We start from the raw sequence: 18,550 nt of genomic DNA on the forward strand, positions 1-18,550 counted from the left end.
GCGCGTTTGCATAGTTAGCGCCACCAGATTGCCAAATGCTGTAGCCGGTGCCGGAATGGCGCGTTCCCGCTTGTTTTGCCGTCAGCGCGGACCGGCTCGCCGGCAAGAAATATCAGCTGAACCGATTGAATGTGAGGCAATTTAGCCATTCCGAAACAAATTATGGCCTAAATGTGGCTAGGGGAGTGCATGATTCGCAGTTTGGGATTGATTCGACAGCAAAAGGAGTGATCAATGCTTGAAAAAATAAAACAATATTGAGCAGCACAAGGAAGCAGGCAATGTCAAAAATTGCATTGGTAGATGACGACAGGAATATCCTGACGTCAGTGTCGATGACTCTCGAAGCCGAAGGTTTCGAGGTGGAAACATATAATGATGGTCAGGCCGCATTGGACGCTTTTAACAAGCGAATGCCCGATATGGCTGTTCTGGATATCAAAATGCCGCGGATGGACGGGATGGACCTGCTGCAGCGCCTTCGTCAGAAAACCGCGATGCCTGTTATTTTTCTGACGTCCAAAGACGACGAGATTGACGAAGTCCTCGGGTTGCGCATGGGCGCGGATGACTATGTGAAAAAGCCGTTTTCCCAGCGCCTGTTGGTCGAGCGTATTCGCGCATTGTTGCGCCGTCAGGATGCGGTTGCGACTGACGAGGTGGGCGATACCGAAGAAACCAAGGTGATGGAACGCGGTGATCTGCGGATGGACCCGCTGCGCCATGCGGTTAGCTGGAAGGGCAAGGACGTTTCCTTGACCGTCACAGAATTCCTGCTGTTGCAGGCTTTGGCCCAGCGCCCCGGCTTTGTTAAGTCGCGCGACCAGCTTATGGATGTCGCGTATGACGATCAGGTGTATGTGGACGACCGGACCATCGACAGCCACATCAAGCGCTTGCGCAAGAAGATGCGCTCGGCAGACGACGAATTCTCCGCGATTGAGACACTCTACGGGATCGGTTATAGATATAACGAAGAGTAATCCGCTAAATGGCGATTGTTGAGAGGGATTTCGTGCGCGACCTGACACCCGCAAAACGCGATGGTGATGTTGTTCTGGGTGACGATTGGGTTGCGCCGGACAGTGCTGCGCCAAATGAAATCAGGGCCCGTCGTGAACGGCGCGGCCTCTTCTCGCTGCGCGCATCGCCGCTGACCCGCAAAATCATCACGTTTAACCTGATCGCGTTGAACGTGCTGGTTGCGGGTATTCTCTACCTCAATTCATCCCGCGAAAGCCTTGCGGTGCAGCGCGCGGCATCACTTGTCTCCGAAGCGGAACTGATTGCCGATGTTGTCGAGGCGCAGTTGCCCGAAGGGGACACTGTTGACCTTTCTGTCGGCGAAGGTGTGGATATAGAAAAAACGCTGGCGGGTCTCGATCTGCGCAGCGGTATTCAGGTGTTTGTTTTTGACACCGATGGCGCGCTGATTTCCAGCTTCGAAGGTGCCAGTGATGCATTGGCTCAAGGTCGATCTGACGGCACCGAGACGAAAACAATCCTGACAGATGGTTTGAACTGGCTTTGGGGGGCGGTCTCGTCGCCCTTCCGCTCAGACGGCCCCATTCTATCGATAGAAGACAGGCTAGGGCCAGTTGTTGCCGCGACGCTGACAGACGGCGCACAGATCAAGGAAGACCGCGACGAAGCAGGTGCAACGCTGGTTGCTGTCGCGACACCTATCGAACAGGACGGCGTCGCAGTCGGCGTGGTGGCGATTGCCAGTGCCAGTGGCGAAATTGACCGTCTTGTCCGTGGAGAACGCGAGCGTGTGTTGCAGATGTTTATTATCGCAACCCTTGTTTCCATCGGGCTCAGCCTTGTCCTAGCATCTACAATCGCCAACCCGTTGGCCGATCTTGCCGCCGCGGCCGAACTGGGCCGGGACAAGGATGCGCGCAAGATGAACCCGGGCCGTATCCGTATTCCCGATCTTACAGCGCGACCGGATGAAATTGGTCGCTTGTCCGGTGCTTTGCGCGGCATGATCTCGGCGCTTTACAACCGTATTGATGGAAACGAACAATTTGCCGCCGATGTGGCGCATGAAATCAAGAACCCGCTTGCGTCGCTCCGCTCCGCAGTGGGCACATTGCGGATGGTAAAACGTGACGACCAGCGTGAAAAGCTGCTGGATGTGATCGACCATGATGTACGCCGTCTCGACCGTCTGGTCAGCGATATTTCAAATGCGTCCCGTTTGGACAGCGAACTTGTCAAGGAAGAGGAAGAGCCGTTTAACCTGATGAAGATGCTGGGCAATCTGGGTCAGTATCTGGGTGAAGACGCGAAAAACCGCGGTATCGATTTTATTATCGACCTTCCGAAAGATCCCATTATCGTGCAGGGGCTAGAAGCCCGTCTGGCGCAGGTTTTTGTAAACTTGATCACCAATGCTATCTCTTTTTGCGAAGACGGTGATGCGATACGGGTTTGGGCGCGCAAGCGGGAAAATCGCGTCTTGATTGTCGTCGAAGATACCGGTCCGGGTATTCCCGATCAGGCGTTGTCAAAGATTTTTAAACGCTTCTACTCCGAACGTCCCGAAGAGCATTTTGGCAATAACTCCGGCCTCGGGCTTGCGATTTCCAAACAGATCGTTGAGGCGCATGGCGGTGTGATTTGGGCGGAGAATATCCGTCCGACAGAAGCAGATATCACCTCCGATCCGCTTGGCGCACGGTTTGTCGTCGGTCTGCCAATCTAACCTATGAGCAAGCGCAGCGCGACTTTGCATGCCACCTGCGTTGCTATCGCAGGCAAAGGGATTCTGATCACCGGACCATCTGGAAGCGGCAAATCGGCATTGGCGCTGCAATTGATTCCGTTGGGCGCTGTTCTGGTGGCGGATGACCGGACACATATCACCTGTGATGCAAACACATTGTTCGCGGCTCCGCCAAACACAATCGCCGGCATGATCGAAGCGCGCGGCGTTGGTATCATAACTGTTCCCTATCTGGAAACGGCACCTGTGGCGCTTGCGATAGACATGGACCGGCTCGAGCGCGAGCGCTTGCCCCTGCGGCATAGCATGACAGTGCTGGACATAACGCTGCCTTGCCTGCACAAGGTTGACGCACCCTATTTTCCTGCCGCGATCTATGCCTATCTGAAGGGTAGCTGAAATGAGAAATGATGACCCCTCCTGATCAAAATCTCCGTCGTATTGTGGTTGTTACCGGTCCCTCCGGTGCGGGGCGTTCGACGACATTGAATGTGCTGGAGGATGCTGGGTACGAGGTGATAGATAACCTGCCGCTGCGGCTGATGCCGGTATTGCTTGACGACCCGGATCAGTCACGCCCGCTGGCGCTGGGGATTGATGCCCGAAATCGGGACTTCTCGACAAATACCGTCATTGATTTTCTGGGCAGATTGGCGCTGAAGCCCGGTGTTCTGGCTGAACTTCTTTTTCTGGATTGCAGCACCGAAGTATTGTTGCACCGCTTTTCCGAGACACGGCGCCGTCACCCGATGGCACCTGCTAACAGACCTGCCGAGGGAATAGGGGCTGAGCAAGAGCTTCTCATGCCGTTGCGTGTGCGGGCTGACATGTTGATCGATACGTCGACGCTGAATGTGCATGAATTGCGTGCGGAAGTTGAACACTGGTTCGCGCCCGGAGGTAAACGCCACTTGTCGGTTGCGGTACAGTCGTTCTCTTACAAGCGGGGTCTGCCGCGATCGGTTGATATGGTGTATGATTGCCGGTTCCTGAAAAACCCGTATTGGGAGCCTTCGTTGCGCGCCCTCAACGGAACTGATCCGCGCGTGGCTGCACATGTCGCAACCGATCCGCGGTACGACGAGTTTTCGCAAAAGGTGCTGGACATGAGCAGGTTGATTTTGCCAGCGTGTCGGGAAGAGGGTAAGAGCCACTTTTCCATCGCGTTCGGTTGTACCGGCGGACAGCACAGATCGGTAACCCTTGCGGAAAGCCACGCGTCACAGCTTGCCGATGAAGGCTGGCAGGTGTCGATCAGGCATCGGGAAATAAACGCGCGCCAGCAGGAAGGGATGCAAAAGACGTGATTGGTGTTGTGATTGTTGCACATGGTGGACTGGCGCGGGAATATCTTGCCGCGATGGAGCATATCATTGGCGCGCAACAGGGCGTCCGTGCAATCGAGATCCCTGCGGAACATGATCGCACGGCAAAGCAGGCGGAAATTTGTGATGCTGCCGATGCCGTTGACAAAGGACAGGGTGTTGTTGTCGTTACCGATCTTTATGGCGCATCGCCGTCAAATCTCAGCTTGATGGCATGTAGGCCCGCGGGGCGCAGGATTGTTTACGGGGTGAACTTGCCCATGTTGATCAAACTTGCAAAAAACCGTCACAAACCCGTAGCCGAGGCAGTTCGCACAGCCGTGGAAGCCGGTAGAAAATACATCGACGCCCAGAACGTCAGCACAGAATAGCAAGGCTATCAAATGACCAACATCACCCTTGAGATTGTAAATGAAAAAGGCCTGCACGCGCGCGCCTCCGCCAAATTTGTCGAGGTTGTCGAAGGGTTCGACGCCTCTGCCGAAGTAAGTAAGGACGGGATGAGCGCGTCTGGCGACAGCATTATGGGGCTTTTGATGTTGGCAGCGGCAAAGGGAAGCTTTATTGACGTCGAAACGTCCGGTGCGGACGAGGAGGCACTGGCCGCCGCATTAACCGCGCTGGTCGCAGACAAATTTGGCGAGGGTATGTAGCGCGCCTACCAATCCCCAAGGTTAAGTGAGGTTGCCCAAGTGGCAGAAGAAACCCAATCTGTTGGTTCGCATCGTGCCGCAAGCGCGGGCAAAGAGCAGGTAAGCTTTCAAAAATACGACCGTCGAAGCCTTTCGTATGCGTCTACATTCGATGATCCGTGGAAGGCGCGGTTCATTTCGGTAATGGAATTGCTCACCGGCAAGCTAAAGATTCTTCGGATGATCCAGAAGTTTGAAAAGCGCGGCGCGCCCAGCGGGCAAGCTTTCTGGCGTCAGGCGCTGGATACGATGGGCATAGATCTGATGACTCCGCCGGCGCAGCTTGATCTGATCCCCAAGGAGGGGCCGGTAATAGTGGTGGCCAATCATCCGCACGGAATGGTTGATGGCATGATATTTGCCGACCTTATTGGCCGTGTGCGCCCCGATTACCGTATCCTGACACGGTCTTTGCTGACCTCGATTGACGAAGTCGCTGGAAGTTACATGATTCCGGTGCCGTTTCCCCATGACCCGGACGCGCAGCGCAAGGGTGTCGAGATGCGCGCAAAGGCGATGAAGCACCTCAAGGAAGGTGGCGTTGTTGCGCTGTTTCCATCGGGCGTTGTTGCCGCCTCGCAGACGTGGTGGGGCCCGGCAGTAGAGGCAGAGTGGAATGTATTCACCGCCAAGATGATCCGCCGTTCCGGCGCGCAGGTTGTTCCGATGAAATTTCCGGGTCAGAACAGCCGCGCCTACCAGATCGCGAACCAGCTTTCTCCGATGTTGCGGCAGGGTTTGCTGCTGCACGAAATCGCGCATAGTTGCAACAAACCCCAAAAGCCCATTGTCGGTGCGCCAATCCCGCAATCCGAGATTGACGCCCGCGTGGATGATCCTCGCAGCTTTATGGAGTGGCTGCGCGCCCATACATTGGCCTTGAAGGACTAAAAGCTAGCGTGTGGGAACAGGAACGTCACCTCGGTAGTCGTAAAATCCGCGCTGGCTTTTGCGTCCCAGCCAGCCTGCTTCGACATATTTGGTAAGCAGGGGGCAGGGGCGATATTTGGTATCCGCCAGCCCGTCATGCAGGACGTTCATAATTGCCAGACAGGTATCAAGGCCGATAAAATCAGCTAGTTCCAGCGGCCCCATCGGGTGATTTGCGCCCAGCTTGAGGGAGCTGTCGATTGATTGAACACTGCCGACACCTTCGTACAGCGTATAAACCGCCTCGTTAATCATCGGCATCAGGATACGGTTCACGATAAATGCGGGAAAATCTTCGGCAGATGCGGCTGTTTTTTCCAGACGGTCCACAACTTCTTTGCAGGCCGCGAATGTTTCTTCGTTGGTGGCGATACCCCTGATCAATTCGACCAGCTGCATCACGGGCACAGGGTTCATAAAGTGGAAACCCATAAACCGTTCGGGCCGGTCTGTGCGGCTCGCCAGACGGGTGATGGATATTGACGAGGTGTTTGATGTCAGAATTGTCTCCGGCTTGAGGTGCGGCAGCAAATCTTCGAAAATCGCTTGCTTGACCGTCTCGCGTTCGGTCGCCGCCTCGATGATCAGATCGGATGGGCCAAGATCACTGAGGGTTACCGTGGTTTTGATACGGGCAAGTGCTGCGTCCATATCAGCTTCTGTAATCTTGCCGCGTCCCACCTGACGGGACATATTCCCGCGCATCAGGTCCATGGCTTTGCTCAGGGCGTCTTCGCTGATGTCGTTGAGCATCACGTCATACCCTGCCAGTGACATCACATGCGCAATGCCATTGCCCATCTGTCCCGCGCCAACGATGCCGATTGTCTGGATATGCATGGCTGTAGTCCTTTGTTGTTTGGCGCAAGCTTACGGCGGAGTGATGCCCCCCTGCAAGGGCTGCGACTGCTGAAAATCTGATACAAAGGCACCCTTTAAGCGAATCGTAAGAACCAGCCGATCATAAACGTAGCGGGTGAGAAAAAAGGTGGGTTCAATGACCTATGATGTACTGGGGGCGGGGGCCCTTGACTATCTGCCGTGCCATTATGGCGCGTCGAAACTTGTATTCAGAGGACCAAGGCGTGATCTGGGGGCACCCTATGTGGCCTTCCTGGGGGGTACGCAGACATTCGGCAAATTTATCGAACAACCCTATCCGCTGAAGGTTGAACATTTGACGGGTGTGACTTCGGTAAATCTCGGCCAGGTGAATGCCGGCGTCGAGGTTTATGAACAGGAGGCAGTCGTGCATGAAATTGCGCAAGGCGCGCGTGTGACTGTGGTCGAGGTTTTGGGGGCCGTTAATGCCAGCAATCTATTTTACGCGGTGCATCCACGTCGCAATGACAGGTTCTTGCGCGCGTCCAGGCAGCTGAAACAGTTGTATCCCGAAGTGGATTTTACGCAGTTCCATTTTACGCAGCATCTAGTGAGCCACCTACAGCGCATAGACGCAGACCGTTTTTTGCTTGTGCGGCGTATGTTGCAGCGCGGATGGATTCGCAGAATGAGGCAACTTTTGAAAAAACTGGGCGGACCTGTGGTGTTGCTAAGGCTGGGCGCGGATCGCAGCGGCAACTTGCGTTGCGGCGGTATCGCTCCGGTCACCGACAATATGATTGATGCCCTAGGACCGGTCTTCTCTGCCTGCGTTGAAATGCCGGACAATGCAGGATCAGGCAGCGGGCACATGCAAGGCATGGTGTATAATTTGCTTGAAGAAGATGCAGCTAAACAGCTGCCCGGGCCGGAGTTCCATAGCGACACAGCTGAAACGCTCAGTCCGGTTCTTGACCGGTTGATGTAGAGTGGCACTAACGCAAAAGGCCCACCAAACAGGTGGGCCTTTTGAATTTCGTACGACCTGAAACGCTTAGAGCTTTTCGATCAGTTCCGGTACAGCTTCGAAAAGGTCCGCGACAAGCCCGTAATCGGCAACTTGAAAGATCGGCGCTTCTTCATCTTTGTTGATCGCAACGATGATCTTGCTGTCTTTCATACCGGCAAGGTGCTGGATCGCACCAGAAATACCGACCGCGACATACAGATCAGGTGCAACCACCTTGCCCGTCTGGCCCACCTGCCAGTCGTTTGGTGCATAGCCTGAGTCCACGGCGGCGCGCGACGCACCAACAGCAGCGCCCAGCTTGTCAGCCAGATCCTCGATCAGTTTGAACTGCTCTTCAGACCCAACACCGCGACCACCGGAAACGACAACGCCAGCCGATGTGAGCTCGGGACGATCGCTTTCGGCGACTTTGTCTTCAACCCACTCGGACAGGCCGGGGTTGTCTGCGGCGGAAACCGTTTCGACACCCGCCGAGCCGCCCTCGCCAGCCGCATCGAACGTTGACGTGCGGAAAGTGATAACCTTTTTCGCGTCAGAAGATTTGACGGTCTGCATGGCGTTACCAGCATAGATCGGACGCTCGAATGTGTCCGCGTCAACCACGGCGGTCGCGTCAGAGATGATCATCACGTCCAACAGGCCCGCAACGCGCGCCATGACGTTTTTCGCATCGGTGGTTGAGGGGGCTACGATGTGATCATAGTCACCCGCCAGCGACACGATAAGCGCGGCAGTGGTTTCTGCCATGCGGTGACCCAGCGAGTCATCCTCGGCCACAAGAACCTTGGAAACACCGTCAATCTTGGATGCCGCTTCGCCCGCTGCGGCGGCAGAACCACCTGCGGCCAGCACAACCACATCACCCAGTTGCTTGGCGGCTGTCACGGCCTTTGCCGTGGCATCCATCGCCAGTTCGCCATTGTTTACTTCTGCAAGGAGTAGAACAGCCATTACACGGCCCCCGCTTCTTTGAGTTTCGCCACAAGCTCGTCAACCGACCCGACCTTGATCCCTGCGGCGCGCGCGGCAGGCTCTACCGTTTTTACGATTTCAAGGCGGTTGGATACTTCGACACCGTAGTCGGCAGGTGTCTTTTCATCCAGCGGCTTTTTCTTTGCTTTCATGATGTTGGGCAGCGACGCATAGCGCGGCTCGTTCAGGCGCAAATCAACTGTTACAACAGTTGGCATGTTGACCTTGATCGTCTGCAAGCCGCCGTCAACTTCGCGTGTGACCACTGCTTTGTCGCCATCAATGGACAATTCGGAGGCGAATGTAGCCTGTGACCAGCCCATCAGCGCTGACAGCATCTGGCCGGTTGCGTTCATGTCGTTATCGATCGCCTGTTTACCGCACAGCACCAGACCGGGCTGCTCTTCGTCGATGATCCCTTTGAGGATTTTGGCAACTGTCAGCGGCTCGATGTCATGATGTACGTCTTCCGATGCAATCACAAGAATCGCGCGGTCTGCGCCCATGGCAAGCGCGGTGCGCAGCGTTTCCTGCGCCTGCTTGACGCCGATGGATACAGCGACGATCTCTTCCGCCTGACCGGCCTCTTTCAGACGGATAGCCTGTTCGACAGCGATTTCGTCGAACGGGTTCATGGACATTTTGACGTTGGCAAGATCGACACCGGAACCGTCCGCTTTTACGCGCACTTTTACGTTATAGTCGATCACGCGTTTGACAGGTACAAGCACCTTCATGAGCGATTATCTCCTTGGGTTGCGACTCAGCCCCGTGTGGGCAAGTCAATAAATCAGTTTCATGTTTAACGAAGCATGCCACAGCAAAACAGCGTAAAATCGCCGCATAATGCAAAGAGGTACGTCACGTTATTTCGATTTCACCGCACCGCGCGCAATTTTGTTGCGCCTCGGTGCCGTCGGTGAGGGTAAGCCGTGGTCTGGTGGATGGTTTCATCTGTTTGCACCAGGAACCCACAGCACATCATCCTTGCCGCTGTTATTAGCGATTCGCGCGGCAACGAAGAACCAGTCACTTAGACGATTGAGGTAACGTACAGCTGCTTCGTTTATGGATTGCTGCGTTGCGAGCTCTGTGGCGAGGCGCTCTGCCCGTCGTGCGACAGTGCGGCAAACGTGTAGATGTGCAGCCAGTTCCGATCCCCCCGGCAGGATGAAACTGCGCAGCGGTTCAAGCGCGGCGTTCATCAGGTCAATCTCTGATTCTAGGCGGTCCACCTGTGTGCCAGCGATTCGCAAGGGAGGGTATTCAGCGTCCGCGTCTTTTTCCATGTCGGGGCGACACAGATCAGCGCCAAGATCAAACAGATCATTCTGGATGCGTGACAGGGCGGTGTCTGTTTCGTCCTTTGCGTGCAGGCGCGCGACACCGACAAAACAGTTAAGTTCATCCGAAGTGCCGTATGCCTCTACGCGCACATCATGCTTCGCCACCCGCGCGCCATTGCCCAAGGCGGTATCACCCTTGTCGCCGGTGCGCGTGTAGATTTTGTTCAGAACAACCATTTCACTTATCCTCTGAAGAAATAGACATAGATTACAATCAGCACCACCGCGATAAATTGCGCGATAATGCGGTATCGCATCAGTTTGTTTGAATTGGCCTTATTGAATTTCCCACCGCCAGCAAACCCGCCCAGCCCCAGCATCAGGACAATGACCACCGCGATGATCGCAATGACGATGAGGATGAAAAACGGATCGGCCATAGGGTGTTCCTTTTGGTACTGGTTTGCGATGTAGCTGGCGTTGTCGGCTCTGCAACCCTTCTTAGCGGCTCAGGATGCGGTCCAGCGTGCGTGCTGGTAAAATACGGCGCATAAATCCCGCCAGATGGGTAGGGGTTGTGACATAATACCGCGGCTTTGGATTGCGCGAGTCCAGCGCGCGGACCAGCTTTTTCATGACTGCTTCTGGGGGCAGTTCGAATTTGTCTGGGCCGTTATCAACATAGAGACGTTGCGCGAGCTTGGTTTCATATTGCTCTGCACGGGCCGAGTTTTCCCAATCTATCCACCGCTCGAAATGCGGGATCGAATTGCTGCGGATTTTAGACGTCACCGGACCGGGTTCTATCAGGATGGGATGGACGCCTGTGCCGCGCATCTCAAGGCGCAGTGTATCCGTAAGCCCCTCGAGTGCGTATTTTGTGGCGATATAGGCTCCGCGCCACGGCAGCGCGACCAGACCCAGAACCGACGAGCATTGAACAATGCGCCCGTGTCCCTGGGCGCGCATCACGGGTATGACCGCGCGCGTAAGGGTGTGCCAACCAAAGAAATTTGCCTCGAAAATCTCGCGTAGCGCTTCGGTAGGCAGGTCTTCTACGGCGCCGGGGGTCGCGTGGGCGCCATTGTTGAACACGGCGTCCAGCGTGCCGCCGGTATCTTCCAGAACATCCGCAAGCGCTGTGATGATGCTGTCGGGATCGGTGTAATCAACGCGCGGACTGTCAAATCCTTCGTCCCGCAAACGCGCGCAATCAAGTTCCTGTCGGCAGGCGGCATAAACATGCCAGCCGCGATCACGCAAGCCGCGGGCCGCCGCATACCCGATGCCCGAAGAGCAGCCGGTGATCAGAATGGTACGCTTCTTAGACATAACAGGCCTCGCAAATGAACGAAGTCTGAAATGCGCCGTTTTTCAAAGTATTGCAATCGCCCTTGCTGCGATCAGCCCGAAGTGAGCAGGAAATCGGCCATCCAGCCTGTTTCGCCGCCATCCACTGGTTTCATGCGAACCCAACCGTCGCCGTTGTCTTCCAGAATCTGGACAGCCTCACCACGTGTCAGTTTGCTGACGATACCATAATCGGTGGACGGACCACCGCGCACATTTACGCGGCTACCGGAAACCGTGCGGATATCGCGCTCTGTCTCGGCCGCGTCAGATGCGTTTGTGTTGGCAATCAGACTTGGCAAAATAATCTGCGGAGTTTCTGTGCTGTCGGTAACTGTGGGCTCGGTGGCTTCGGCAATCGCATCGTTCACGTTTGTTAGATTCAAGGAAACACGGGTCACGCTGGGGTTACTGTCGATCTTGGTAATTGACGCTGTATTATCGGGCTGGGGGTTTGCAGCGGCTACTACGACAGTTTCTGTCGCCTCGGGCTCAATCGCCTGCGGCTCCGCCTGTGCCATGCGTTTGCTTGCAGGTTCGAAATCCGCGCCGCCGCTCAGCTCATAAAATGCGAAGGCCAGAAAGCCGAATGTCAAAAGAATAAATGTTTTCATGGTTACGCCCCAGCAGATTTCCTAGAAACCAAACCAATGGCTTCCCCCGAAGGTTCCAATATCACTGATCGGGATTTTTTTTGAGGGGAAAAATTAAGAATATTTTGTCGTCACCGGAAAAACACGGTTATCAATGCTGCTGTGCATTTTGCGTAAGCAGGCGCTTGTCGCCATGAGGGCGCGCCGCTACACAGCAGCCATGTCGAAAACCAAACCACCCGTGCCCCCCCGTTTCGAAGAAACGTCAGAACCCCTGCGCCGCGCGCTCGGGGATCGTTACCTGACCTACGCGCTGAGCACGATCATGCACCGCGCTCTGCCAGATGCGCGTGACGGGCTGAAGCCTGTCCACCGCCGGATTCTCTATGCGATGAACCGGCTGCGGCTGAACTCGACTGGTGGGTTTTTGAAATCGGCCAAGATCAGCGGCGACACGATGGGTGATTTTCACCCGCACGGCGACGCTGCGATTTACGACGCCATGGCGCGTCTCGCGCAGGATTTCAACGTCCGCTATCCGTTGGTTGACGGGCAGGGCAACTTTGGCAATATCGACGGCGATAACCCTGCCGCCAGCCGCTATACCGAGGCGCGCATGACAGCCGTTGCCGAGGCGATGCTGGAAGGGCTTTCAGAAAATGTTGTCGATTTTCGCGATAACTATGACGGTCGCCTGACGGAGCCATCGGTTTTGCCTGCGCAGTTTCCCAATCTGTTGGCCAACGGGTCCAGCGGGATTGCCGTCGGTATGGCAACCAACATTCCGCCCCATAACATCGCGGAGCTGTGTGATGCCTGTATCCATCTGATCAAAACGCCAGATGCGCGGGATGATACGCTGCTTAATTTCGTTCCCGGCCCCGATTTCCCCACAGGTGGGGTGATCGTCGAGCCGCCGGAGAATATTGCAAACGCCTACCGTACCGGCAAGGGTGGCTTCCGCTTGCGCGCGCGGTGGCATGTCGAAGACCTCGGGCGCGGGCAGTGGCAGATTGTTGTCACCGAAATTCCCTATCAGGTGCAAAAATCGAAGCTGATCGAAAAGATCGCCGAGGCGATACAGACGAAGAAGATTCCGGTGCTCGCCGATGTGCGCGATGAAAGCGCTGAAGATGTCCGGATGGTGCTGGAACCGCGCAGTAAAAACGTCGATCCCGAAGTGTTGATGGGCATGATGTTTCGGGCTTCGGACCTCGAAGTGCGGTTTTCGTTGAACATGAACGTGCTGATTGATGGTGTGACACCAAAGGTCTGCTCGATGAAGGAAGTGCTGCGCGCGTTCCTTGATCACCGTCGCGAAGTGCTTGAGCGCCGGTCGCGCCACCGTCTGGAAAAGATCGACCACCGTCTGGAGGTCTTGGAAGGCTTTATCGTCGCTTTCCTGAACCTTGACCGTGTGATTGACATCATCCGCTATGATGACGCCCCCAAGGAAGCGTTGATGCGCGAGGATTGGGGCAAGACCCACGTGCGCGCGATGGACGAAAAGGACTATGTATCGCCCGCCGCCGGTGATGGTGAGCTGTCCGAAGTGCAGGCTGAAGCGATCCTGAATATGCGCCTGCGCAGCTTGCGCCGCCTTGAGGAGCTGGAGCTGCTGCGCGAGCAATCGGAACTGATGGAAGAACGCGCAGGTCTTGAGGATTTGCTGGAAAACGAAGCCCTGCAATGGAGCACTATTGCCGACCAGTTGCGCGAAACGAAAAAGCAGTTTGGCAAAATGTACGAAGGCGGCGCGCGGCGGACAACATTCGCCGAAGCAGGCGAAATAGAGGACGTACCGCTGGAAGCGATGATCGATCGTGAACCGATCACGGTTGTCTGCTCGGAAATGGGCTGGATCAGGGCGATGACGGGTCACATCGATCTGAACCGCGAATTGAAATTCAAGGATGGCGACGCATCGCGCTTTGTTTTCCATGCGGAAACGACAGACCGGTTGCTGGTTTTTGCAAGCAACGGGCGTTTCTACACTGTTTCGGCAGCCAACCTGCCCGGTGGGCGGGGCATGGGCGAACCGCTGCGCCTGATCGTTGATCTGCCCAACGAGGCGCAGATCGTCGAGCTGTTTATCCATAGGCCTGATGGCAAATTGCTGGTCGCATCCTCTGCCGGTGACGGATTTATCGTGCCCGAGGCCGAAGTGGTGGCGCAGACGCGTTCGGGCAAACAGGTGCTGAACGTGCGTGGGGATGTGCAGGCCATGATCTGCAAGCCCGTGAGTGGCGATAGCGTGGCGGCGGTGGGCGAAAACCGCAAAGTGCTGGTGTTTGATCTGGACGAATTGCCGGAGATGGGCCGCGGAAAAGGCGTGCGGATGCAGAAATACAAGGATGGCGGTATGTCCGATGCCATCACATTCAACCGCGCAGACGGGCTAAGCTGGCTTGACCCCGCAGGGCGCACGCGCACCGAAACCGCGCTGGATGAATGGACTGGCAAACGCGCGAGCGCTGGCCGCATGGCGCCCCGTGGCTTCCCGCGTGATAACAAGTTTACCTGATCCGATTGCGCCGCCGCCTGTGCCCGAACAGGGCATGGATGTCTGGTTTGTCGGAAACCGCTCGGCGCTGTTCTGGCTTGCACTGAAATCCGGATTCTGGACCGTGCTGACCCTCGGTTTTTACCGTTTCTGGATGAAAACGCGCCTGCGGCGGTGGTACTGGTCTGCCATCCGCCCCGGAGGTCACCCGCTGGAGTATGTGGGTGATCCTTGGGAAAAACTGCTCGGGTTTTTTATCGCGGTGGTGATTCTGACCTTTTATATCGGTATCGTGAACCTGCTGCTGATGTTTGCCAGCTTTTCACTCTTCCAAAGTTCGGTTCTGGGCTATTCGGCCAGTGTTGTCGGCGTGATCCCGATCTGGTTTTATGCCCAATACCGCGCGCGGCGCTACGTTCTCGCACGCACGCGCTGGCGCGGTGTTCGGTTTGGCCTTGAGAAAGGCGCGTGGGGCTATGCGTGGCGTGCGCTGACGCATTGGCTTGTGACAATCTGCTCGCTTGGTCTGCTGTGGCCGCGCATGACATTCTATCTGGAGAAATACAAAACCGACCGGACGTTGTTTGGCTCCGGCAGGCTGAAGCAGGGCGGACGCTGGGTAATGTTGTACCGCGCGGCGATACCCTTCGCGGTTGCGATGATGTTCGCGGGGGGGCTGGTGGTTTGGCTTATCTGGATCGATCCCTTGCTGCCCGATGGTGATGCTGAATTTGATGAAATCCTCAATGGTATCGGCCTGGCAGCCGATGTTGGCATCATTCCCTTCACGTGGGAGCGCCCATTGCGTCTGTTTCTCTTTATTCCTGCAATGATTGCGATGGTTTACGGTGCCGTTCACTATCGCTTTGTCAGCAAGCGTATTCTTGCGGATCATAAGCACGCACAAGGGGTGCAGATGCGTTCCCGGCTGAATGGTCTGCGGATTTCGGTGATTTATGTGCTGGGCACGACAATTGCCTATACGATCCTCCTGTTCGGAATTCTTGGAGTTCTCGGCGTTGCCGCGGCCCTGCTCGGGTTTGACGCGATGATCGAGGCGCAGATCGGCACTGCCGATCCGTTGGGCGATTTACCCCAGTGGCTTTCGATTGCGATTATTGCCGCGCTTTATCTGTCGGTTTTTCTGTTCTGGAGCGTTCTGCACCACGTTTTTGTAACCTTCCCGCTGATGCGCCATATGGCCATCACACTCAGCCTGAATAATGTGGCTGGCCTGTCGCAGATCAGCCAGCGCGCGCGGGATGAGTTTGCCGAGGCCGAAGGCTTTGCCGAAGCGCTCGATCTGGGGGCGGCGATATGACCCAGCCACCCGATCTTCCCGTTGGAACGATGCAAGATGCGCCGGACGGGCGAATTTTTGATGGCCGCGATAGTGGGTATTTCGACGGTGACGCGCCTGTGCCGCGCAGCGTGACGCTGATGGTTGATACGGCGGCGGGTGTGCTGGAAATAGGCCTGCCGGACAGTGTTGCGGCCGGTGTGCGCTGGCCGCTGGATGAAATTCGCCAGCTTGATGATACGGCCGGGCAGCAAGGCGTGATCCTGAGGTGGACGGGTGATCCGCTGGCGCGGTTGCATCTGGCCGATACACTGGTACTGCGGCATATGCCGCATCTGACACGTCGCGCGCCGCCGAAGGGGCGGGGGCGCTTGGCTGCGTGGGCATTCGCGGCGGTTGCGGCAGTGGCCGTACAAATCGGCGTGCTGGTGCCGCTGCTTGCCGACCGTCTTGCCACCTTTGTGCCCCCCGCAGGAGAGCGTGCGCTGGGCGAGGTGACGTTCGGGCAGATCCGGCAGGCGCTTGCCGGCACCGGATTGCCGCCGCTGCCTGTTTGCGAAGGCGCGCAAGGTCTGGCTGCGCTCGAAAAAATGCTGGTGTCACTGGGCGTAGAACGGGAAACCGACGCCGCGATCAAGGTTTTTGTGCTAGACCATGAAATGGTTAACGCTTTCGCCCTTCCGGGGGGGTACGTGGTGTTTTTTCGCGGCATGATAGATGCTGCACTCAGCCCGAACGAGATCGCCGCGGTGCTGGCGCATGAAGTCGGGCACGTGGAAAACCGTGACCCGACGCGCCACGCCCTGCGCTCGGCGGGGCCTATCGGTATCCTCGGCCTGTTGCTGGGGGATTTTGCCGGCGGTGCGGCGGTGTTGTTTCTGACCGAACAACTGATCAGCGCGAACTATGCCCAAGGGGCTGAGAGCGGCGCCGACGAATTTGCCTATGCCGCGCTGGAAGATGCCGGCGTGTCGCCCGCCGCATTGGGTGATATGTTTGATCGCCTGCGCGCCGAGTACGGTGATACGGATGGCATCGTTTCCCACTTTGTCAGCCACCCGACCCTGACCAGCCGGATAGAGCGCTCCCGTGCCGCAGCGCAGCCGGATCGTAGCTACCGCGATATCCTGACGGATGAGGATTGGGCGTCACTTCAGGCGGTTTGCGATTGAAGGGATCGGACAGGGCACATTGCACCACGGATGCGCTTGCGGTATCGGGGCATGAACCAAGGGAGGTTGATTGATGGCTCGGATCACGATGATACGGATGGTATGCGCAATGTTGGTGGCAGGTGTCCTCGCCGCCTGTAACGGAGCTGCCGATCTGGACAAGGCTGCCGTGCCGCTGGGTGATTTCAATCTTAAACACAACATCGTCGTTGCGCCGAAGGTGCAGAAGGTTCCCCTTGGTCGCGCGCTGGACAAAGACCTGATGACGAAGATGTTGCAGGATGCCGTGTCGGAGCGGTTTGACCGTTACGATGGCGACCGCCTCTATCACTTCGGCATTTCCATCGAGAGTTATTTCCTAGCCCCTCCCGGCGTGCCGGTGGTTGCGGCCCCGAAATCTGCGATGATTATCCGCATCACCGTCTGGGATGATGCAAAGAACAAGAAGCTGACACCCAAAGCACACCAGATCACGGTAGTAGAATCACTTGATCAGGGTCCGGTCGTTGGTTCCGGCTATACAAAAACCGCCGAAGAGCAGTTCAAAAACCTCAGCCAGAACGCGGTAAAGCAAATCGAAACCTTTCTTGTCAAAAAGAACGGGGAAGAGGGTTGGTTTAACAACGGTGCCGCCACTGTGAAGGCTGGCGATGCCAGCGGCAAGGCTGGCATCGGACGTTAACGGCGGCTGGTTTGCCTTCTGGCCGGCGAAACTGCGAAGCGGTGACAAGAGCAGCTTGATTTTACCGGCCAGACCAAATATGCCGCGCGCCATATGCAATACAGGTCCGCTTCGGGCCTCGTGACTTTTGGAAGGGCGCCCACCATGGCAAAGGAAAAGTTTGAACGTAATAAACCGCACGTCAACATCGGCACAATTGGCCACGTTGACCACGGTAAGACGACACTGACCGCAGCAATCACCAAGTATTTCGGTGACTTCAAAGCGTATGACCAGATTGATGGTGCGCCAGAAGAAAAAGCCCGTGGTATCACGATCTCCACAGCGCACGTCGAGTATGAAACAGAGTCGCGTCACTATGCGCACGTCGATTGCCCCGGCCACGCGGACTATGTGAAGAACATGATCACCGGTGCGGCGCAGATGGACGGCGCGATCCTGGTTGTGAACGCAGCAGACGGCCCAATGCCGCAGACACGCGAGCACATCCTGCTCGGCCGTCAGGTTGGCATCCCGTACATGGTTGTTTTCATGAACAAAGTAGACCAGGTTGACGATGCAGAACTGCTCGAACTGGTTGAAATGGAAATCCGCGAGCTGCTGTCCAGCTACGAATACCCTGGCGACGATATTCCGATCATTCAGGGCTCCGCGCTGGCAGCGATGAACGGCACCGATCCTGAAATCGGCGAAGAAGCGATCANTATGTGAAGAACATGATCACCGGTGCGGCGCAGATGGACGGCGCGATCCTGGTTGTGAACGCAGCAGACGGCCCAATGCCCCAGACACGCGAGCACATCCTGCTCGGCCGTCAGGTTGGCATCCCGTACATGGTTGTTTTCATGAACAAAATAGACCAGGTTGACGATGCAGAACTGCTCGAACTGGTTGAAATGGAAATCCGCGAGCTGCTGTCCAGCTACGAATACCCTGGCGACGATATTCCGATCATTCAGGGCTCCGCGCTGGCAGCGATGAACGGCACCGATCCTGAAATCGGCGAAGAAGCGATCAAGAAACTGATGGCGGCTGTTGACGAGTACATCCCGACACCTGCACGTGCTGTTGACCAGCCGTTCCTGATGCCGGTCGAGGACGTGTTCTCGATTTCCGGTCGTGGTACAGTTGTGACCGGCCGTGTCGAGCGTGGCGTGATCAA

Annotated in this window: 19 protein-coding genes and 2 pseudogenes; 14 read left to right on the plus strand and 7 right to left on the minus strand. The window is 56.4% G+C overall.

Annotated elements, in window-relative coordinates; all coding sequences use genetic code 11:
• Nucleotides 1-281 precede the first annotated feature (281 nt).
• Genes OS189_RS10550 through OS189_RS10580 form a run of 7 tightly spaced genes read left to right on the plus strand, consistent with a single transcriptional unit; the run spans nt 282 to nt 5,639 of the window.
• Nucleotides 282-983 (plus strand): response regulator transcription factor, encoded by a 702-nt coding sequence (locus OS189_RS10550; RefSeq protein WP_267167275.1) that lies wholly within the window; start codon nt 282-284, stop codon nt 981-983.
• 8 nt (nt 984-991) lie between these two features.
• The gene (locus OS189_RS10555; RefSeq protein WP_267167276.1) at nt 992-2,710 is read left to right on the plus strand and encodes a sensor histidine kinase; all 1,719 of its coding nucleotides are present in this window, start codon (nt 992-994) and stop codon (nt 2,708-2,710) included.
• Nucleotides 2,711-2,713: 3 nt separating this feature from the next.
• Nucleotides 2,714-3,130 (plus strand): HPr kinase/phosphorylase, encoded by a 417-nt coding sequence (locus OS189_RS10560; protein WP_267167277.1) that lies wholly within the window; start codon nt 2,714-2,716, stop codon nt 3,128-3,130.
• A gap of 11 nt (nt 3,131-3,141) precedes the next feature.
• Entirely contained in the window at nt 3,142-4,038 is an 897-nt protein-coding gene (gene rapZ, locus OS189_RS10565; RefSeq protein WP_416237473.1) for an RNase adapter RapZ, read from the plus strand.
• The gene (locus OS189_RS10570) at nt 4,035-4,427 is read left to right on the plus strand and encodes a PTS sugar transporter subunit IIA (RefSeq protein WP_267167279.1); all 393 of its coding nucleotides are present in this window, start codon (nt 4,035-4,037) and stop codon (nt 4,425-4,427) included. Before rapZ ends, OS189_RS10570 begins: the two co-directional genes overlap by 4 nt.
• A gap of 12 nt (nt 4,428-4,439) precedes the next feature.
• Nucleotides 4,440-4,709 carry an HPr family phosphocarrier protein gene (locus OS189_RS10575; protein WP_267167280.1) on the plus strand — a complete coding sequence of 90 codons (270 nt, stop codon included), beginning with the start codon at nt 4,440-4,442 and terminating at the stop codon, nt 4,707-4,709.
• Nucleotides 4,710-4,748: 39 nt separating this feature from the next.
• Nucleotides 4,749-5,639, plus strand: coding sequence for a lysophospholipid acyltransferase family protein (locus OS189_RS10580; protein ID WP_267167281.1), 891 nt, complete (start codon nt 4,749-4,751; stop codon nt 5,637-5,639).
• Between the two features lie 3 nt (nt 5,640-5,642).
• Here OS189_RS10580 and OS189_RS10585 read toward each other — a convergent pair whose 3' ends face one another.
• Nucleotides 5,643-6,518, minus strand: a complete 876-nt coding sequence (locus tag OS189_RS10585) for a 3-hydroxybutyryl-CoA dehydrogenase (RefSeq protein WP_267167282.1) — start codon at nt 6,516-6,518, stop codon at nt 5,643-5,645.
• A gap of 157 nt (nt 6,519-6,675) precedes the next feature.
• Here OS189_RS10585 and OS189_RS10590 point away from each other — a divergent pair, with 157 nt between their 5' ends.
• The gene (locus OS189_RS10590; RefSeq protein ID WP_267167283.1) at nt 6,676-7,488 is read left to right on the plus strand and encodes a DUF6473 family protein; all 813 of its coding nucleotides are present in this window, start codon (nt 6,676-6,678) and stop codon (nt 7,486-7,488) included.
• A 66-nt stretch (nt 7,489-7,554) separates the two neighbouring features.
• On the opposite strand, the gene OS189_RS10595 is transcribed toward OS189_RS10590, so the two are convergent.
• From OS189_RS10595 to OS189_RS10620, 6 genes are all read right to left on the minus strand, one after another.
• Nucleotides 7,555-8,481: an electron transfer flavoprotein subunit alpha/FixB family protein gene (locus tag OS189_RS10595; protein WP_267167284.1), complete on the minus strand. Its 927-nt coding sequence runs from the start codon at nt 8,479-8,481 to the stop codon at nt 7,555-7,557.
• Nucleotides 8,481-9,239, minus strand: coding sequence for an electron transfer flavoprotein subunit beta/FixA family protein (locus OS189_RS10600; protein ID WP_267167285.1), 759 nt, complete (start codon nt 9,237-9,239; stop codon nt 8,481-8,483). Before OS189_RS10600 ends, OS189_RS10595 begins: the two co-directional genes overlap by 1 nt.
• Nucleotides 9,240-9,452: 213 nt before the next feature.
• Entirely contained in the window at nt 9,453-10,025 is a 573-nt protein-coding gene (locus tag OS189_RS10605; RefSeq protein ID WP_267167286.1) for a cob(I)yrinic acid a,c-diamide adenosyltransferase, read from the minus strand.
• A gap of 5 nt (nt 10,026-10,030) precedes the next feature.
• A complete protein-coding gene (locus tag OS189_RS10610; RefSeq protein ID WP_267167287.1) occupies nt 10,031-10,228 on the minus strand; it encodes a twin transmembrane helix small protein in 198 nt (65 codons plus the stop codon).
• A 61-nt stretch (nt 10,229-10,289) separates the two neighbouring features.
• Nucleotides 10,290-11,120 carry an SDR family NAD(P)-dependent oxidoreductase gene (locus OS189_RS10615; RefSeq protein ID WP_267167288.1) on the minus strand — a complete coding sequence of 277 codons (831 nt, stop codon included), beginning with the start codon at nt 11,118-11,120 and terminating at the stop codon, nt 10,290-10,292.
• A gap of 71 nt (nt 11,121-11,191) precedes the next feature.
• Nucleotides 11,192-11,752 (minus strand): SH3 domain-containing protein, encoded by a 561-nt coding sequence (locus OS189_RS10620; RefSeq protein ID WP_267167289.1) that lies wholly within the window; start codon nt 11,750-11,752, stop codon nt 11,192-11,194.
• A 199-nt stretch (nt 11,753-11,951) separates the two neighbouring features.
• On the opposite strand from OS189_RS10620, the gene parC reads away from it, so the two are divergent.
• The 6 genes and pseudogenes from parC to OS189_RS18710 all read left to right on the plus strand — a co-directional run.
• The gene (parC, locus tag OS189_RS10625) at nt 11,952-14,255 is read left to right on the plus strand and encodes a DNA topoisomerase IV subunit A (protein WP_267167587.1); all 2,304 of its coding nucleotides are present in this window, start codon (nt 11,952-11,954) and stop codon (nt 14,253-14,255) included.
• A 34-nt stretch (nt 14,256-14,289) separates the two neighbouring features.
• A complete protein-coding gene (locus OS189_RS10630; protein ID WP_416237480.1) occupies nt 14,290-15,555 on the plus strand; it encodes a DUF898 family protein in 1,266 nt (421 codons plus the stop codon).
• On the plus strand, nt 15,552-16,706 hold the full coding sequence (locus OS189_RS10635) for a M48 family metallopeptidase (RefSeq protein WP_267167291.1): 1,155 nt from the start codon (nt 15,552-15,554) through the stop codon (nt 16,704-16,706). Before OS189_RS10630 ends, OS189_RS10635 begins: the two co-directional genes overlap by 4 nt.
• Before the next feature lie 73 nt (nt 16,707-16,779).
• On the plus strand, nt 16,780-17,388 hold the full coding sequence (locus OS189_RS10640; RefSeq protein WP_267167292.1) for a hypothetical protein: 609 nt from the start codon (nt 16,780-16,782) through the stop codon (nt 17,386-17,388).
• Between the two features lie 144 nt (nt 17,389-17,532).
• Nucleotides 17,533-18,090 (plus strand): annotated as a pseudogene (locus OS189_RS10645) (GTP-binding protein); the annotation flags it as partial.
• A 2-nt stretch (nt 18,091-18,092) separates the two neighbouring features.
• A pseudogene (locus OS189_RS18710) lies at nt 18,093-18,548 on the plus strand (GTP-binding protein); the annotation flags it as partial.
• Between the last annotated feature and the right edge of the window lie 2 nt (nt 18,549-18,550).

The sequence above is a fragment of the Sulfitobacter sp. F26169L genome (genome assembly GCF_026410285.1).
Classification (GTDB): Bacteria; Pseudomonadota; Alphaproteobacteria; order Rhodobacterales; family Rhodobacteraceae; genus Sulfitobacter.

What these genes read in the sequence shown, in the direction of transcription:
- OS189_RS10550 (WP_267167275.1), top strand. Translation starts at nt 282, where the DNA reads ATGTCAAAAATTGCATTGGTAGATGACGACAGGAATATCCTGACGTCA.
- OS189_RS10555 (WP_267167276.1), top strand. Translation starts at nt 992, where the DNA reads ATGGCGATTGTTGAGAGGGATTTCGTGCGCGACCTGACACCCGCAAAA.
- OS189_RS10560 (WP_267167277.1), top strand. Translation starts at nt 2,714, where the DNA reads ATGAGCAAGCGCAGCGCGACTTTGCATGCCACCTGCGTTGCTATCGCA.
- rapZ (WP_416237473.1), top strand. Translation starts at nt 3,142, where the DNA reads ATGACCCCTCCTGATCAAAATCTCCGTCGTATTGTGGTTGTTACCGGT.
- OS189_RS10575 (WP_267167280.1), top strand. Translation starts at nt 4,440, where the DNA reads ATGACCAACATCACCCTTGAGATTGTAAATGAAAAAGGCCTGCACGCG.
- OS189_RS10585 (WP_267167282.1), bottom strand. Translation starts at nt 6,518, where the DNA reads ATGCATATCCAGACAATCGGCATCGTTGGCGCGGGACAGATGGGCAAT.
- OS189_RS10590 (WP_267167283.1), top strand. Translation starts at nt 6,676, where the DNA reads ATGACCTATGATGTACTGGGGGCGGGGGCCCTTGACTATCTGCCGTGC.
- OS189_RS10595 (WP_267167284.1), bottom strand. Translation starts at nt 8,481, where the DNA reads ATGGCTGTTCTACTCCTTGCAGAAGTAAACAATGGCGAACTGGCGATG.
- OS189_RS10600 (WP_267167285.1), bottom strand. Translation starts at nt 9,239, where the DNA reads ATGAAGGTGCTTGTACCTGTCAAACGCGTGATCGACTATAACGTAAAA.
- OS189_RS10605 (WP_267167286.1), bottom strand. Translation starts at nt 10,025, where the DNA reads ATGGTTGTTCTGAACAAAATCTACACGCGCACCGGCGACAAGGGTGAT.
- OS189_RS10610 (WP_267167287.1), bottom strand. Translation starts at nt 10,228, where the DNA reads ATGGCCGATCCGTTTTTCATCCTCATCGTCATTGCGATCATCGCGGTG.
- OS189_RS10615 (WP_267167288.1), bottom strand. Translation starts at nt 11,120, where the DNA reads ATGTCTAAGAAGCGTACCATTCTGATCACCGGCTGCTCTTCGGGCATC.
- OS189_RS10620 (WP_267167289.1), bottom strand. Translation starts at nt 11,752, where the DNA reads ATGAAAACATTTATTCTTTTGACATTCGGCTTTCTGGCCTTCGCATTT.
- parC (WP_267167587.1), top strand. Translation starts at nt 11,952, where the DNA reads ATGTCGAAAACCAAACCACCCGTGCCCCCCCGTTTCGAAGAAACGTCA.
- OS189_RS10630 (WP_416237480.1), top strand. Translation starts at nt 14,290, where the DNA reads ATGGATGTCTGGTTTGTCGGAAACCGCTCGGCGCTGTTCTGGCTTGCA.
- OS189_RS10635 (WP_267167291.1), top strand. Translation starts at nt 15,552, where the DNA reads ATGACCCAGCCACCCGATCTTCCCGTTGGAACGATGCAAGATGCGCCG.
- OS189_RS10640 (WP_267167292.1), top strand. Translation starts at nt 16,780, where the DNA reads ATGGCTCGGATCACGATGATACGGATGGTATGCGCAATGTTGGTGGCA.